Annotated in this window: 16 protein-coding genes; 7 read left to right on the forward strand and 9 right to left on the reverse strand. The window is 46.8% G+C overall.

The features are described from left to right. Position 1 precedes the first annotated feature (1 nt). Positions 2 to 280 carry an HU family DNA-binding protein gene (locus CWB99_RS19880; RefSeq protein WP_138543859.1) on the reverse strand — a complete coding sequence of 93 codons (279 nt, stop codon included), beginning with the start codon at positions 278 to 280 and terminating at the stop codon, positions 2 to 4. Between the two features lie 164 nt (positions 281 to 444). Here CWB99_RS19880 and CWB99_RS19885 point away from each other — a divergent pair, with 164 nt between their 5' ends. Next, positions 445 to 1,086: a CPBP family intramembrane glutamic endopeptidase gene (locus CWB99_RS19885; RefSeq protein WP_054013879.1), complete on the forward strand. Its 642-nt coding sequence runs from the start codon at positions 445 to 447 to the stop codon at positions 1,084 to 1,086. A gap of 55 nt (positions 1,087 to 1,141) precedes the next feature. Here CWB99_RS19885 and CWB99_RS19890 read toward each other — a convergent pair whose 3' ends face one another. Beyond that, complete coding sequence (locus CWB99_RS19890) at positions 1,142 to 2,566, reverse strand: sodium-dependent transporter (protein WP_138552683.1); 1,425 nt, start codon at positions 2,564 to 2,566, stop codon at positions 1,142 to 1,144. 229 nt (positions 2,567 to 2,795) lie between these two features. Here CWB99_RS19890 and CWB99_RS19895 point away from each other — a divergent pair, with 229 nt between their 5' ends. The 5 genes from CWB99_RS19895 to CWB99_RS19915 all read left to right on the forward strand — a co-directional run bounded on the left by CWB99_RS19895 (position 2,796) and on the right by CWB99_RS19915 (position 5,845). Then, on the forward strand, positions 2,796 to 3,095 hold the full coding sequence (locus CWB99_RS19895) for a YciI family protein (protein ID WP_138543764.1): 300 nt from the start codon (positions 2,796 to 2,798) through the stop codon (positions 3,093 to 3,095). An 80-nt stretch (positions 3,096 to 3,175) separates the two neighbouring features. Next, on the forward strand, positions 3,176 to 3,427 hold the full coding sequence (locus CWB99_RS19900; RefSeq protein ID WP_138552682.1) for a PepSY domain-containing protein: 252 nt from the start codon (positions 3,176 to 3,178) through the stop codon (positions 3,425 to 3,427). Positions 3,428 to 3,430: 3 nt separating this feature from the next. Further along, a complete protein-coding gene (locus tag CWB99_RS19905; RefSeq protein WP_054013883.1) occupies positions 3,431 to 4,105 on the forward strand; it encodes a response regulator transcription factor in 675 nt (224 codons plus the stop codon). After that, positions 4,099 to 5,436 carry an ATP-binding protein gene (locus CWB99_RS19910; RefSeq protein ID WP_138552681.1) on the forward strand — a complete coding sequence of 446 codons (1,338 nt, stop codon included), beginning with the start codon at positions 4,099 to 4,101 and terminating at the stop codon, positions 5,434 to 5,436. Before CWB99_RS19905 ends, CWB99_RS19910 begins: the two co-directional genes overlap by 7 nt. Further along, positions 5,420 to 5,845, forward strand: coding sequence for a hypothetical protein (locus CWB99_RS19915; protein ID WP_138552680.1), 426 nt, complete (start codon positions 5,420 to 5,422; stop codon positions 5,843 to 5,845). Before CWB99_RS19910 ends, CWB99_RS19915 begins: the two co-directional genes overlap by 17 nt. A gap of 102 nt (positions 5,846 to 5,947) precedes the next feature. On the opposite strand, the gene CWB99_RS19920 is transcribed toward CWB99_RS19915, so the two are convergent. Next, positions 5,948 to 6,982 carry an AI-2E family transporter gene (locus tag CWB99_RS19920; RefSeq protein ID WP_054013886.1) on the reverse strand — a complete coding sequence of 345 codons (1,035 nt, stop codon included), beginning with the start codon at positions 6,980 to 6,982 and terminating at the stop codon, positions 5,948 to 5,950. Between the two features lie 201 nt (positions 6,983 to 7,183). On the opposite strand from CWB99_RS19920, the gene CWB99_RS19925 reads away from it, so the two are divergent. After that, on the forward strand, positions 7,184 to 8,080 hold the full coding sequence (locus CWB99_RS19925) for a TIGR01777 family oxidoreductase (protein WP_138552679.1): 897 nt from the start codon (positions 7,184 to 7,186) through the stop codon (positions 8,078 to 8,080). 108 nt (positions 8,081 to 8,188) lie between these two features. Here the strand turns inward: CWB99_RS19925 and CWB99_RS19930 are convergent, their stop codons facing one another. From CWB99_RS19930 to CWB99_RS19955, 6 genes are all read right to left on the reverse strand, one after another. Next, positions 8,189 to 10,873: a DUF349 domain-containing protein gene (locus CWB99_RS19930; RefSeq protein ID WP_138552678.1), complete on the reverse strand. Its 2,685-nt coding sequence runs from the start codon at positions 10,871 to 10,873 to the stop codon at positions 8,189 to 8,191. After that, the gene (locus CWB99_RS19935; protein ID WP_138552677.1) at positions 10,863 to 11,144 is read right to left on the reverse strand and encodes a YeaC family protein; all 282 of its coding nucleotides are present in this window, start codon (positions 11,142 to 11,144) and stop codon (positions 10,863 to 10,865) included. The genes CWB99_RS19930 and CWB99_RS19935 overlap by 11 nt, the downstream gene beginning before the upstream one ends. Before the next feature lie 2 nt (positions 11,145 to 11,146). Next, positions 11,147 to 11,473, reverse strand: a complete 327-nt coding sequence (locus tag CWB99_RS19940) for a hypothetical protein (RefSeq protein ID WP_138552676.1) — start codon at positions 11,471 to 11,473, stop codon at positions 11,147 to 11,149. A 199-nt stretch (positions 11,474 to 11,672) separates the two neighbouring features. Continuing rightward, positions 11,673 to 13,403 (reverse strand): alanine/glycine:cation symporter family protein, encoded by a 1,731-nt coding sequence (locus CWB99_RS19945; RefSeq protein WP_138552675.1) that lies wholly within the window; start codon positions 13,401 to 13,403, stop codon positions 11,673 to 11,675. Between the two features lie 66 nt (positions 13,404 to 13,469). Continuing rightward, positions 13,470 to 14,597, reverse strand: a complete 1,128-nt coding sequence (locus tag CWB99_RS19950; RefSeq protein WP_138552693.1) for a M14 family metallopeptidase — start codon at positions 14,595 to 14,597, stop codon at positions 13,470 to 13,472. Positions 14,598 to 14,809: 212 nt separating this feature from the next. Then, on the reverse strand, positions 14,810 to 16,255 hold the full coding sequence (locus CWB99_RS19955; RefSeq protein WP_138543772.1) for a glyceraldehyde-3-phosphate dehydrogenase: 1,446 nt from the start codon (positions 16,253 to 16,255) through the stop codon (positions 14,810 to 14,812). Positions 16,256 to 16,358: the final 103 nt, after the last annotated feature.

Raw genomic sequence — 16,358 nt, forward strand, 5'->3', positions numbered from 1 at the left:
GTTATTTGTCAGCCAGAGCATCCTTGAATGCTTTGGCTGGCTTAAATAGCACTTTGTTTTGCCCTTCAATCATGATCTCCTCGCCGGTTCTTGGATTTCTGCCCGGTTTAGCCGGATGATAACTTAAAGTAAAAGTGCCCATTCCATTGAGCTGAACCTGATCCCCTTCGGATAGACGTTTGGTGATAAGCTTTAACAGACTCCCCAGTGCCGCCTGAGTGTCTTTTTTGGTCAATTCGCTATGTGCCGCCATGGCAGCAACCAGTTCACTTTTATTCATCATGCAATCCGTCTTTATACAACAAAGCGAGGCAGGCTAAGGACTTCTGTCACAAATGTCAATCTTGAGCGGATTAAACAAAGTTTTCCTTGCCCTGCCATACCCGAGTTGAGTTGCCTTGACTATAGTTAGGCTAACGCTTTCAGACTTACCCAGAGGTCACATTGAACGCAAACCAATATCGCTGGTGCGAACTATTCCTGGTGTTTTTTCTGCTACCCGTTATTGCCTATGCATTTCGCCATCAACTCGCCAATTGGTTATTTCCGGCACTCATTATACTCACGGCTGTGTGTACATATTTGTTGCTAACCGACCCTCATTTTAAACGTTTTCGCCTCACCAGCCTCGGAACCTTCTCGACGGTTAAACGGCGGTTGTTTTCAACATTTTTTATCGGCGCTTTGTTTTCAGCCATGTTCTATGGCTTAGTCAACCAGGAAAGCTGGTTTGATATGCCACTCAATTCTACCGACGACTGGTTGATACTCCTGATAGCTTATCCAATTTTATCGGTGCTACCCCAGGAGCTCGTGTTTAGAAGTTACTTTTTCCACCGTTATAAACGCATTTTGCCCCAGAAAACCACTCGGGTTGTACTCAGTGCCGCGGTCTTCGCCCTGGCTCATTGTGTCTATGATAACTGGGTTGCAATAGCGCTGTCGTTTGCAGGTGGGTTGTTGTTTGCCTATACATATGCACATAGTCGCTCATTAGCGGTATGCGTGCTTGAGCACAGCCTCTGGGGCCTGTGGGTGTTTACACTGGGGTTAGGTCATTACCTGGATTCTGGCGTTACTTTTTAGGGCTTCCGGGCGCAGCGGTTATGCTGACGCCCGAGAGCAATTGTCGTATCGGTAATTAGAAACCAAATAGACTGAAAGAGAAGAACTTAGTGGTGACTGTGTTGACAAAAATCAGCAGCAGGATAACCGGAATAAAGGTGGACAGGGAAAAGTTCACATACTTTTCCATTAAACTCCCCTTATAGTTTGGTGAACCCTGTGCCAATTCTTCAGACAGGTTATGCTTTTTCCAGCGATACATAACGAACAAACACACCAGCAAACCATTGAACGGCAAAATGGTCTCGTAGAACACATCAGAGATCAGTGCAAACATGCTCTGACTGGCCCCGCCATAATTAACAAAATCGGTCAGCCAACCCACCATACCAAAAGACATAGTACATAACACTGTCAGACCACCGGTAGTCAATGCCAGCAGGCCCAGTGCTTTCTTACGGCTGATGTCTTTCTCTTCCATCAGCGCCGCAGTTGGTACTTCAATGATGGACACTAACGAAGTGATAGCTGCAAAGAACACCAACAGGAAAAACACCGAAGCCACAGCAGATGCACCGAAATAACCGATGTCAGACTGCAATGCCAGTAGTAATTTTGGCAGATAGACAAAAATCATAGAGACAGATGAATCACTCAACTGCGCTGGATCAGTATCTGGATTAAAGCTAAAGATAGCAGGCAACACCATCAGACCCGCGATAAATGCAACCAGAGAGTCGGTAATCGCAACCATTTTGGAGCTACCAACAATGTCATCTTTCTTGGAAATATACGACGCATAAGTGATTAGAATACCCATTCCCAGAGACAGTGAGAAGAATGACTGGGATAAGGCACCATTGAGCACGCTGGCATTCATTTTGGAAAAGTCAGGCACCAGGTAGTAACGGACCCCTTCCATCGCATTATCCAGTGTTAGTACGTACATCACCAGTCCTAGCAGAAGTACGAAAAGGGCTGGCATCATAAATTTAGCCGCTTTCTCAATCCCTTCTTTTACACCACCAATCAGAATCAGGTTAACAATAATGCCAACAAATACCATATAGATGAACATAGAGTACTGATTCACAAACGCATCAAAGTGACCAGGGTTTGCTAACAGATCTAGATTACCCATAACTGTCTGTACCAGGTAACCGAAAATCCACACCGTGATCACCATGTAAAATACCGCGATCATAAACGGCGTTAATACTGCAATCGCCCCCGCAAGTGACCACTTTTTATCACCTTGCGTCAGTGATTTGTATGAACCGTAAGGGTCTTTTTGCGCTTTTCGACCCATCGCCATCTCTGCCATCATCACTGGCAAACAAATAAAGACTACAAACAGGGCATAAGTTAGCAGAAAAGCACCGCCCCCATTTTTTGTTGCAGACACGGGAAACCCAACCAAGTTACCAATCCCTACTGCGGAACCTGCTGCGGCAAGGATGAATCCCAGCCGCGAGCTGAAGTGCTCACGATTTGCGCTCACAAGAAAAACCTTATTATTATTTTATAAGAATAGTCGAAGGACTCTACCAGCCATCCGCACGGAATTTCAAGTATAAACGTCTAATCCGCCGTGTCGAAGCGTAAACCTGGCGGCTTTACAGCTGCCACATAGCTTGTTGCTTAACGCTTCACACGCGCCCGTAGCATTTACACCAAGGGGAGATTCGGTCTATGATAGACCCAAATTACACAATAATTCATTGCACCTTATGCTTTACATGATCTATTCAACCGACGTTGAAAACTCTTTGCAGAAGCGTCTGGCTGCGCGCCCTGCGCACTTGGCAAGACTGGACGAGCTTGCACAACAACAACGTTTATTTGCCGCAGGCCCTCTGCCCGCCATTGACAGTCCGGATCCGGGTGAAGCTGGATTTACCGGATCGCTGGTCATCGCCGAATTCGACTCCCTGACACAGGCCCAAGCCTGGGCAGCGGAAGATCCCTACATCGCAGCTGGCGTCTACGCGAACAGCGTGGTTAAGCCATACAAGAAAGTACTGCCTTAACAAGTTCAGCATGGGTTAAGTCGATCACTCTTAGCCTGTGCCACAAGATGTTAAGCAACCCTAACCGTGGAGCTTATTAAATGCAGTTGCCAAGATGTTTTGCTACAGCGTTGATCTGTTGTTTACTGGGGATACACTCTGCGCAGGCCACCGAGAAGCAAGACACAATAAGCAAAAAACAAGCTGTTAAACTTGCAACCGACCAGTATTCGGGTAAAACCCTCAAAATCTCCAAACAGGGAGACTACTATATTGTGCGAATTTTGCGAGATGATGGTCGGATCATAGATTTAAAAGTTCACCAGGTTACGGGCGAAGTGAAGAAGGACTAAACAATGCGAATTCTAGTAATAGAAGATGATATACAACTGGCTGAAAACCTGCGTACCGCGCTGGAAAAAGAAAAATATAGTGTGGACCTGTGCCACGACGGAGAAAATGGTCTTTTTCACTTAACTGAATATCCGCTTGATCTGGCGGTAGTCGATCTGGGCTTACCTAAGCTCGATGGCATTGAGCTCATTCGACAGGCGCGAGCAAAAGACATTAAATTACCCATTTTAATTTTGACCGCTCGGGATCGCTGGCAGGAAAAAGTCGAAGGACTGGATGCCGGAGCCGACGACTACCTTACTAAGCCGTTCCACACAGAGGAGTTGATCGCCCGGTGTAACGCCTTGATCCGCAGAAGTGCCGGACAAGCGAATCCTGAGATTTGTATTGGCCCGGTTAAAATCCACACTCGCTCTCAGCAAGTTTGGGTAGAAGATCGGGAGCTGACACTGACAGCTTATGAGTACAAGGTCCTTGAATATCTGATGGTCAACCCACATAAGGTTATCTCAAAATCGGAGCTGACTGAGCATATTTACGATCAGGATTTTGATCTGGACTCGAATGTCATTGAAGTCTTCGTGCTCAGGCTTAGAAAGAAACTGGACCCAGACGGCACACTCAACCCCGTTGAAACCCTCAGAGGGCGAGGTTATAGGTTTAAAAACCAGTGGTAAATCGCGCCCAAATCTCTTTAAAAATAAGGCAAGGATTTATCCTTGTCTTTGTTTTAATCGTTGCCCTTCCCGCGTTATTTTTCTCGATCGGCCGTGCCTACTATGCCACTTTGGTTGACGCCACAGAAAAAACACTGGAAGCCCACCTCTATTCTCTGATCTCCGAAGTTGATTTTGTGACGATGGAAATGCCAAATAGCATTTTGGCTCCTGAGTTGAACCGCCTTAACTCAGACACTTATGCACTCATATATCAGCAGAACGCGTTGGTATGGCATTCCGAGTCGGCCATGAATTTAACCGTAACGCCTGACATCTCACAAAGTAAAGCAGGGGCTGCTGAATTCGAACGAGTGGAATATAACCAGGAGCTTTATTGGCAGCTGAGTATGACCGTCATTCTCGGTAATGCCAGTCATTCACAACAAGCTAAATTTATATTATTGAAGAGAAATTCAGCGTTGGTTGCGCAAATGGCGCAATTTCGTAACACCCTGGTGAACTGGATGCTGGTAATGGGCGTGATGATAGCTGCACTAATGGCGTTCGGTTTTATCTGGAGTGCTCGTCCACTGCAAAGGCTGGATAAGGAGATCAAAGCGGTTGAAGCCGGTGAAATAGATAAGATCAGTGGCCTCTACCCAGTTGAGTTGAATACCATTAAAGCGGACCTCAATTTACTACTGGACTCACAAAGACGTCAGAAGGAACGTTACCGTGCCTCACTGAGCGATCTGGCGCATGCGCTTAAGACCCCTCTTGCCGTACTCAAATCCAGCCCAATGGCAAAAAATGATGAGGCTCAGGAGCAGCTTGACCGCATTAACGCCATGATTGAACACCAGTTAAAACGGGCTGCATCTGGCGCCTCAGATACCTGGAAAAAGCAAACACAGGTACAACCTGTGGTGAGTTCCATTCTAAATGCAATGACCAAGGTCTATCACGATAAGCAAATCAGCTTTAGCTCTGAGTGCCCGCAAGAGGCGGCTTTTTTGGGAGATAAGACCGATCTAATGGAAATTTTAGGTAATCTGATCGACAATGCCTGTAAAGCCTGTAATTATCAGGTCGATATAGAAGTGAAATATAATCAAAGCAAAGGTGTACGTTTTATTATTAGTGACGATGGTCCCGGGATACCCGAACAAAACAGAGAGACCTTGCTACAACGAGGGACACGACTCGACACCTACGAAAGTGGTCATGGTGTAGGGATGGCCATTGTGTCTGATCTCGTCTCTTCCTACCATGGAAGCATAGACATTGATTACAGCCAGCTGGGCGGCGCTCAGTTTACAATAGAATTTAGTTATGAACAGAACCAATAAAACACTGTGCTTTTTTACCCTGTTAACGCTCAGCGTGTCTGCCCAGGCAGCCAGGCTAACTCTGCAACAGTGCGACCATCTCAATTCAGATCACCCTGAAAAAGCCAAACGTTACCTGATGTGCCTGGATGGTAATATTGAGTTGCTTGAGCGCGAAAGGAAAACCTGGATAACCAAGTTGGTGATGGACACCGAAAACCTGCAAAAAGAAACCGGTAACTCCCAGTTGCTGCCCATTATTCAACGTAGTTTTATCAATCAGGAACGGTATATGGAAGATGCCTGCCGCTGGCGCTATTTAAAACAGATGCCCAATGCAACCATGGCAGCCAAAGTTTATAAACGCTGCAAAATCGAGTTTATTAAACAGCATACATATGAGCTACAGGCCGATTTTCTGCTCCAGTAACTCATACACTGTAGGTAAAATACTATCTTTGCCTGCTTAGACTAATAATCACCGACATATACTTACGTTGAATCAGTTGTTTGAGGCGCCAGGTAGCCTGTCCTACCTGGCATTATGTTGTTCCTCACCACCTAACATAGTTGCCAGCCAACGGCCGTCCTCACTGTTCTCCAGCGCTATCTTAACGACCATAGTCAGCGGCACAGACAGTAACATGCCTACTGTACCAAGCAGCCATCCCCAGAATATCAGCGACAAGAACACCACCAACGTACTGAGCCCCAGCCCTCTGCCCATAAAGCGAGGCTCGATGATATTACCCATAATGGTGTTAATACTGATATACCCGGCAGCAACTATGGCACTGATCATAGGACTGTGAGTGACAAGCGCTAGCAATACCGGAGGGACAGCGGCGATAATAGAACCGATATTGGGGATATAATTAAGCAAAAATGCGAACACGCCCCACAGGATAAAGTAATCAATATCAAGCACCCACAAAAAGCCCGCAGCCAGCACGCCCGTTGCCAGTGACACCAGAGTCTTAATTGCCAGATAGCTGTTAATGGAATCCAGAAAGCGGTCAATCTGCTTCATTTTCATGTCCGGATCATCCAGCGCCAGGTGAACTTTAGTACTGATCATCGGTGCTTCAAAAAGCATAAATACCACAGTCAGGAGGATCAGGAAAATATTGGCCATGACACCGCCGAAGCCAGTTAGCATATTTGTTGCTACATCAATCATTTTGCCCGGATCAAAAAGCGCAATCAGTTGCTGTTTATCAACCAGAATATTGTACTGAGCCGCCATATCGACAAACCAGATAAACTTGCTTCTCAGCGCCTCACGATATTGGGGCAGCTGGCTGGAAAAGTCATTGAGCGACTGGCCAACCAGACCTGTGAGACTCATGCCCATCAGCATGACCAGCATAATAATGAGGACAATTGCCAGCCCTTTAGGGATCCGGTAATTTGCGAAAAACTTCAAAAGTGGATTGCAAATAATGGCAATAAAGGCTGCCAAAACAAAAGGGACAACAATTTCGTTAGCCAGTTTTATTCCGGCTAAAACAATGAACAATGATGCGATAACGACTAAGCTTTTAGTGATCCCAGACAATGAAGACACGACTTTTCCTTACATTAACTGTGCGAAACCGGTGATTATTCCCGGTATATGACCCGGGCATTGGGCAATTTCTAATAAAAAATGGCCGTCCGGGTGCTTCATTGTAACGGAATTTAGCATCAAAGCACGCACAACTATTAAATTGATCGACAATACACTGCACTGAGTATAAGAGACTAAATTATTGAAAATGGGTTATACATGAATGTATTAATTACCGGCGCCACCGGGCTGATAGGCTCAGAACTTTGCAAGTTCATGGTCAACAAACACAAAATAATCGTCTTAACACGCAATGTGTCTGGAGCCAGACGCAAGCTGGACAGCAAAATTGAACCCATAGATAGCCTGGATCAGGTTAATTTCAATGAGCTGGATGTGGTGATAAATCTGGCAGGAGAACCCATCGCAGACAAACGCTGGACGGACAAACAAAAAGCCCGAATAGTGGACAGCCGAGTAATATTAACGCGTGAACTAAGCGCGCGGATCCGAGATTGCCAGACCCCGCCACATACCTTTATATCAGGCAGTGCCATAGGCTATTACGGCAGGCAACCCGCAACCGTCAAAGTGGGTGAAGATTTCGACGAGCCCTATCAGGAGTTTAGTCACCAGCTGTGTAAGGAGTGGGAAGCACAGGCGCATCATGCCGAGAGCGAAAAGACGCGCGTCTGTATTGTCAGAACGGGCATAGTCTTGTCGAAACATGGTGGCGCACTGAAAAAAATGTTGCCCGCATTTAAATTTGGGATGGGCGGTCCGATGGCCAGTGGTGCACAGATGATGTCCTGGATCCACATCGACGACATGGTGCAGTTAATCTTATTCTTACTCAAGCATCAGGAGCTGTCCGGTGTATTCAATGCCACAGCACCAGCGCCGGTGTCGAACAAAGAATTTGCTGAACGTCTGGCGCTGACACTCAGGCGACCGGCCATGTTTACTATGCCTGAATTCGTGCTAAAAGCCATGTTTGGAGAAATGTCAGAGCTACTGATTTATGGCCAGCGCGTGCTGCCACGACGCGCGCTCAAGGCCAACTACCGTTTTCGCTATCCAAACCTTGAAGAAGCGTTGCAGCAGCTTTTACATTAATACGTATTTCACTTAATACTTGCTCAGTTTGCGGAGACAATTGGGAATACTTTGTTTATATAGGCAATAAAAAAGCGCCTTACGGCGCTTTTTTACGTATTAACTCTGCTATGCAGTCAGGACCTTAATAAGCCTTTCCTGTTCAACATCTTGAGTATTATTGACGACCTGTGACAGGTAGCAAGTAAGGTAATACTCCAGTGACTGGGCGCCGCCCTGTAACTTGGCTTCCAGCAATGCTACCTGCTCTGCCATCCTGGCTTGTTGTGAGCTCGCAGGAGAATCATTGTTCGTCATCACTTCAAGTCGCAGTAATAATTGCTCAGCAGATAGCCCTGAATCATTGCCACTCAGCCAGCTGCCTGGCGGCGTATCTCCGGCACGAACAGCCTCAACCAGCTCATTAAATTTTTCACGGCTCTGCGCAGAGAAAAGTTCATTCAACTTTGTTTCAATCTGCTCTAGCAACTGCTGTTTGGTTTTTCTCAGCGATGCAAGTACCTCTGTGCTGAGCACAGCCTCTTTGACCGACAGCAGCTCTGACTGGGTTTTAGCATCGATCATTTGGCTGTCCAGTTCAGCCAGCAGCTGGCGTTGCTGTGCTTCCTGCGCCTGAGCTTGTTCACGTTCAGCGTTTTTCTGCTCCTGGCGTTTGCTAAATACCGCATCGTTGTGCTTTCTAAATTCCTGCCACAAGGTGTGTTCCTGCTTAGTGCCGGCAAAGCCAATTTCTTGCCAGCGTTTTTGCAGGGTTTTCAACGTATCGCAAGCCTGGCCAACATCTTCAAGCTCCAGCTGCTCTTGCGCCTCTGTCACCAATTTTTGCTTCAGCTGTGCATTTGCCTGATGACGGGCTTTTAATTGCTCATTGACCTGAGTATACGCATCACGATAACGCTTATTAAGTGCCTGATAGGTTGCCGCATCCAGGCTACCTGCACCGCGCCATTGCTTGTTGACCCGATTGAACACACTTTCTATCTGACGCCAGTCTGCTTCAGGCTGCTGTGTCAAAGGAGCAAGCGCCGCCATTTGTCCGACGAGCTCTTCACGCTGCTCAATCACCTTTTTGCGTAATTCATCTTGCTCAGCAAAATAAGCACGACATGGAGCGAATAACAACTCAATTTTCTCATCAAACTGAGCTGCCTGCGCTTTCTCCTCGTCGCTTTCAACGCGTCCAAGCTCGTTCCAGCGCACCCGTAGCAATTTAACCTGTGCCGCGCGGGCTTTAGGATCGACTTCCTGCTCTGTCAGCATCTCGTCAAGCTGTTGCAACAACTCGGTGCGCTTAGGCTGCGACGCATACTTTTGCCAGTCTTTTAGCTCTTGTAGCGCCTCGCTCAACGTTGTGAACTGTTTTGCCAGTTGCTGTTTAAACCCTTCACTCAGCTGCTCATAGCTTTCCATAAAGCCATTAAACACGCCAAACGCAACGTTAAAACGACCCTGGTCAAGTAGCCTTTGTACGTCTCTCGCTTTTTTGCGTGCTTCTTTGAGATGCTTTTCCTGCACATCAACCAGAGGTTTCATAGTCTGATTGAACTGAGCGCTGATTTCCTTAAGCTGTTCTGAAGCTTGCTTCTTTAAAGCCGCAGGTAACTGACGAAGCTGTGTTTGAGCATGCTGATAAGCCTGCTTCTGAGTTGCCAACACAGTATCGAGCTGGTCCAGCTCTTCGCTTGGCGCAACCTCTTTAAGCGCATTCAGAGCCTTATCAAATTGCGCCTTTGCGCTGACAAGCTCAGGTAAACTCTCCAGCTGTCTGGCACTCTCGCGCACCTTATCAATCAGCGCCGTTAATGCCGGCTCAGCATGATAATCGGACGCTTCGATGTCATGTTTAAGCTGGCTCAGCTGTGCATGTAGCGTATCCTGCGCTGTCAGGTCCAGAGCTGTCACCGCATTAGAAAGTGCCTGCTCTAGCGCCTCATACCCAGCTTCGAACGTCTGTATTGCTTTCGCCTTTGCTTCAGCCTGCTCAGCTTGCTGCTGTGCCTGTTCAAACGCACGCTGCAAGGCTTCTCTATGCTTGTTCAGCTTTACCGAGATAGACTGAAACTTTTCCTGGTTAGCCTGCTGTGTTTCTTCGTTCAGCCACTGCACGTCAAGCGCCTGCCACTGTGCTGTCAATGCATCAGCCTGACTGGCAACCACCTGATAATCCTGTTTGTCACGCAGCGCATTGAGTTTGGCCAAAACCAGTTTTGCCTCCTGAGTCACCTGCTCAGGCATAATCTGGCTCAAACGTTGCTGTTCCAGCGTTTGCTCAAGCGCGGTACGCGCCTCGCCAGAGGCTGCTTTCAGCACTGTCTTTTCGAGCTGATACTGAGCAATCAGAGGCAGTAACTGTACCTGCAATGGCTCGTCACCTTCTTTAAATGCTTTATCAATCAACTTTGCATTGGCAAGGCGCTTGAGTAATTTTGCCTTTTGCTCATTGTCAATATCACTAAAAGCGACTTTTTCCAACGTTTTTGCCGGTGCATAACGGTCGATATACTCGTCACGGATCTCCTGGCTCAGAGAATTAGAACCCGACAACACCGCCTGAGAAATATGCTGCTCAGCCAGTTCCTTCAGTTCCTGATCTTGCTTATACACCTTCCACCATAAACTCAGGTCATTCATTTTATCCAGGACCTTTTTCCTGAGCTGACTTGAGTCGTCTTCCAGCGCGAGCGTTTGTAATACATCGGCGTCTTTGCTTGTGTCCAGTTTGTCCACAGCGGCTAATCGCACCTGTGTTTTCGGGTGCTTCCATTTAGGGGTAAAAAGGTTTTTAAAGATCATTTTCGCTAAACCTGGCTATTTCATTGTCTGCTTTAAATTCTTGTTGCAACTCACGCTTAGATTTTTGCACCATCTCACCTTGCTCATTGATGGTGAACTGCTCTGTGCTTTTGGCCACCTTTGCCTGATATAACATGACCAGCTGAACGGTTTGTTCTTTTTGCGCATCACTCAGCTCGGTACCATCCGGCCAGCGCCCTGTAGCAGCGCCATACTGCAGGCGCTCATAAAGTTCCGGCGTAATATTTTTAACTAAACTGTCTATATTCATGTTCACTTTTTCTTTTTCAGTACTACTAAAATCACTCGGTTTATCAGATACCAAACCAGGCCAACACCAATTGCGCCTTTGGCTGCCAACATTTCCCATGTCCCTTCTACAGGCTGTTGCCAGTACAGGTATAAGAACCCACTAAGAAATAAGATCAACGCCAAAAATGAATAATTCATAATGGTTTGCTGTTTCTTAATTCGTCTGCGAACCTTTTCTCTGTGCAGAGATTCCTCATCCATATTCGCAAGATCAAATTGACAATGTGGGCAGGTTTTGTGCATAGAAGAAATGGGCTTGTTACAACTGGGGCATTGGGCAATTGCCATACTCGAGTGACTCCTAACGAAAAACTAGCATTTACACGCCGGCCACCTTTAGAGTGCTGATACCTGAGTGCTTAGAATCGCGATAATTGGGCAAAAAGCTGCCAAATCAAGCAATAATAAGCCCCTGTGGTACGACTGCTTCATAAAGAGTAAGACCAAAAAATAAGGCGCCATATGGCGCCCTATTCTACTTGGTTTATTAAGGTTTGTCTTTTTGGAAATGCATTGAATTGTCTTTTTGTACCTCGGTATTTCCTTCAGACTGACTCTGCTCTTTATCGAACTTGTCCCAATACTCGTCAACAGAGTCTTTCATTTCTTTACGCAGCAACATGATCCCGAACAGGTTTGGCAGCGTCATCACAACAATACCGACCGCTGCCAACTTCCAGATCAAGGTTGTATCTGCAAATGATGCCCAGAAGAACCCTGCTACATAGAAAACACGATATGGCATTACCGAGCGTGAGCCCAACAAATAGGTCATAGCTCGGTCACCATAGTATGACCAGGCAATTGCCGTAGAAAATGCAAATAACAGCAGACCAATAGATACGATATACTGGCCATTTTCCCCAAAGAAGCCTCGCGTAAATGCCTTGGTTGTCAGCTCAGCTGAGTGAACCAGTGACTTACCTTTAATGCTGATACTGGTATCGACCAGCATGCCCTTATCGACTTCAACGGTCCCGGTATAACGGTGTTTCGCCGTGATCCCAAAACGGATATCTTCACCGATTGAGCGCGAGTGAATGACCGTAAAGTCTTTATTGACCGCGACGCCTTCCACAACACGGATGTTACCACTGTATGCCTCAACACTATGGCCATCAATCCCATTGAGGTATTTGTATAATTCTTCTCGGTCACTGTCGTTCGATTCAACATAGTTGCCGTGCACTATGATCATTGATGAGCGCTCAAAGGTGGTTTCGAACTTTTCTGTCCACACACCCGACGACAAAATAACCAAACCGGTCAGCGTACAGATCACTATGGTATCGATGAAGGGCTCCAAGATAGATACCATACCTTCAGATACCGGCTCATCCGCTTTGGCAGATGCGTGCGCAATGGGTGCTGAACCCTGACCTGCTTCGTTCGAGAACAAGCCGCGGTTTACACCCCGGTTGAATGCATAAGCAAAAGATGCGCCCAGGAAGCCACCCACAGCAGCAGAGCCACTGAAAGCGTTTGTAAATACAGCTGAAAAAGACGGAATAATGTTTTCAGCGTTATACAGAATAACGGCCAACGCACCAATGATGTAAACAGCCGCCATCAGAGGTACGACTCGGGAGGTGATTGCAGCAATACGCTTGATGCCACCAAGAATCACTAAGGCAAGTAAGATAGATAGCACCGCGCCGGTGACCATAGGTTCAATGTTGAAAGTGGCTTCCATACCCTGTGCGATATTGTTGATCTGCGGTAAACTACCTGTACCGAATGAGCTAATCACGGTTGCGATGGCAAACAAAACCGCCAGCCATTTCATATTTAGACGACGATCCATATAGTACATAGGACCACCGGCCATAGTGCCGTCTTCTGCTTTAGTACGGTACTTGTGCGATAAGGTAACCTCTACAAACTTGGTGGTCATACCAAAAAATGCGGTCATCCACATCCAGAATAAGGCAGCCGGGCCACCAATTGAAATTGCCAGTGCCACACCACCGATATTACCGGTACCGACTGTCCCTGACAGAGCAGTTGACAGGGCCTGGAAGTGTGTCGTGTCCCCTTCATGACTTTTCTTATCGTATTTACCGGTGACAATTTTGCAGGCATGCTTGAAATACCGGATCTGTGGGAACTTTAAATACAGGGTAAAAAACAGACCCACTCCAAGTAATACATAAGGGAACCACCAGGAGCCCCCTAACAAGGCATCCAGACTATCCAGAAAACTTCCTAACGCGTCCACGACTCTTCCTCTTCTTCGTTGTTATTATATGCAACAGGCAACCTGTAAGGTTGCCTGTGATGATGATTATCTAAGATTATCGACCACGTTAACGATGGCCGCTAACGTATCCTGACCAAACTGATATGAGCGGCGATCAGACCAACCATAATGTGGATCAGGTAAATTTGCATTGTCCTTGAATGGCATCTCAATGGTATATGCCAGGGCTTTAAAGGCCTCGCCCACAGCACAAGATGCGACAGTCAGGTTAGCCTGACCAGGTTCGTCTTTTGGATAGCCAAACTCGTCCTGGAACTCTGGTGTGATAGTCAACAGAGCCTGCTTGAATTGCTCTTCTAATGAAGCCAGACGGGCATCATAACTTGGGATCCCTTCGCTACCTGCAACAAAGTTGTATGGCAACGCTTCATCACCGTGAATATCGAGATACAAGTCCAGACCCGTTTCATGCATTTTGTTAAGTACATGATACACTTCCGGTGAGCTTTCAAGTGATGGTGTTTGCCACTCACGATTCAGGTTTACCCCTTTGGCATTGGTGCGCAGGTGGCCACGCACACTGCCATCCGGGTTCATGTTAGGTACAATGTAAAAAACGGCTTTTGACAACAGAGCCGCGGCATGAGGATCTTCATCGTCCAGCAACTTATGCAGCAAACCTTCTACAAACCACTCTGCCATCGTCTCACCTGGGTGTTGACGTGCGGTAATCCAGATTTTTTTCTTTTCATCACCCGGTTCACCGACACACAGTAGGCTGATATCACGGCCGTCCAAAGTTTCGCCCAGTGTTTCTACGTGACACGCATTATGGCTTTGTGCCCAATACACCAAGTCGAGGTGACGCTCGTAGCTATACGGAGCAAAATAAGCGAAATACGTATGATGACACTCAGGTTCAAAATCGATCACCAATTGACCATCCTGATAGGTGCTAGGTACCCGGAACCAGGTTTGTCTGTCATAAGAGGCCACTGCCTGATAATCATCCCACCCTTCGGGATAGGCTGAGTTTTGCAGATTGTTAATATGAAGTTTGTGTTCTACAAATGGCGTCGATTCAAGACGGAAGTGAAACCATTGAAAAAATTCAGAATCGTTATCGTGGTTAATTTCCAGCTGAATATCTAGTGGAGCCTCAGCAGAAAGTACTTTGATGTTTCCGCTGTCAAAATTACTGGTGATCTTCATCATATACCCTAAATAAAAAAACCATCTCATTGCGCCAGATGTTATGAGCAAAGCGCCTGACGGCACGTCACACAGTCAAGGTATTTTGTTTTAACCTTGATGATTTTTGTTAGTGATTTGTAGCAATAAATCAGGTGCAAGCCTAACACACCTGGTGCGAGACAAAAACAAAAAAAGCCAGCAATCGCTGGCTTTTTTGGACAAAGCGTGAATTAACGCGGCAGGCTCGGGAATTCCACCTCAGCCATGTCACGCATTACACGTACAACCTGACAGCTGTAGCCAAACTCGTTATCGTACCATACGTAAAGTACTACACGGTCGCCATCAACAATGGTCGCTTGTGAGTCAACCACACCGGCGTAGCGGCTGCCAACCAGGTCAGTTGATACAATTTCAGTCGACGCTGTGTAATCGATTTGGTCACGAAGCTCAGAATGCAAAGATGTTTCGCGCAGGAACTCGTTTAGTTCCTCAGCCGTTGTTTCAGCATTCAGGTTCAGGTTCAAAATAGCCATTGATACGTTTGGCGTAGGAACACGGATTGCGTTACCAGTCAGCTTACCAGCTAGCTCAGGTAGTGCTTTTGCAACGGCTTTAGCAGCACCTGTTGAGGTAATAACCATGTTCAGTGCAGCACTGCGACCACGACGCTCGGCTTTGTGGTAGTTATCAATCAGGTTTTGGTCGTTGGTGTAAGAGTGAACTGTTTCAACGTGGCCATTCTTGATACCAAATTTGTCGTTCAGTGCCTTAAGTACAGGCGTGATGGCGTTTGTAGTACAGCTTGCTGCAGACACGATTTTGTCTTCAGACAGGATATCCACATTGTTAACACCGTAAACCACGTTCTTGATGTCACCTTTTGCAGGCGCAGTCAGAAGTACTTTAGATGCACCTTTTGATTGCAGGTGTTTACCAAGGCCGTCTTCGTCTTTCCATACACCCGTGTTATCAACAACCAGTGCATTCTCAATGCCGTACTGAGTGTAATCCACTTCTTCTGGAGAGTTTGCATAGATAACCTGAATGTAGTTACCGTTTGCTTTAATAGCACCTTTCTCATGGTCAACAGTGATTGAACCGTTGAATGGGCCGTGAATTGAATCGCGGCGAAGCAAGCTTGCGCGTTTTTCAAGGTCACCATCGCGACCACCACGTACCACAATTGCACGCAGACGAAGGTCAGCGTGAGAACCGCCACGTTCGATCAAAAGGCGCGCCAACAGACGACCGATGCGGCCAAAACCATACAGAACAACGTCGCGAGGGGCCGGACGGTTGCCTGTATTAAGCAGATCAGCAAGCTCAGCGTTCAGGTATTCTTCGATTGAACGACCTTCACCTGCATTTTTATAAATGTAAGCGTATGCCAGTTTACCTAAGTCAACACGGCCAGGTGCCAGTTCCATCTTGCTGATGGCTTCCAGGAAAGGGAAGCTCTCGCGCAAACGCAGTTTAGTTTCTTCGAAACGTGCGACTGTCTTATGGGCTTTAATAACATCGATAGTGCTGGTGTTTACAAGAGGACGGCCATAAACCGCAATTTCAACACCCAGATTACGATACAAACGACCAATGATCGGTTGCATGCTTTCTGCGTAGTCTTGACGTTCTTGCCAGCTGTTTTGATATTCTTGCTCGTGAGATAAGGTCATTTTTTCTGCCTAATAAACAATTTTTGAACGGATAGCCTAACCGAGCCTGATGTATTGCATAATTTGAGAGTCAACAGGCCCCAAGGCAGCGACATTTTAATTG

Source organism: Pseudoalteromonas rubra, assembly GCF_005887095.1.
Classification (GTDB): domain Bacteria; phylum Pseudomonadota; class Gammaproteobacteria; order Enterobacterales; family Alteromonadaceae; genus Pseudoalteromonas; species Pseudoalteromonas rubra_E.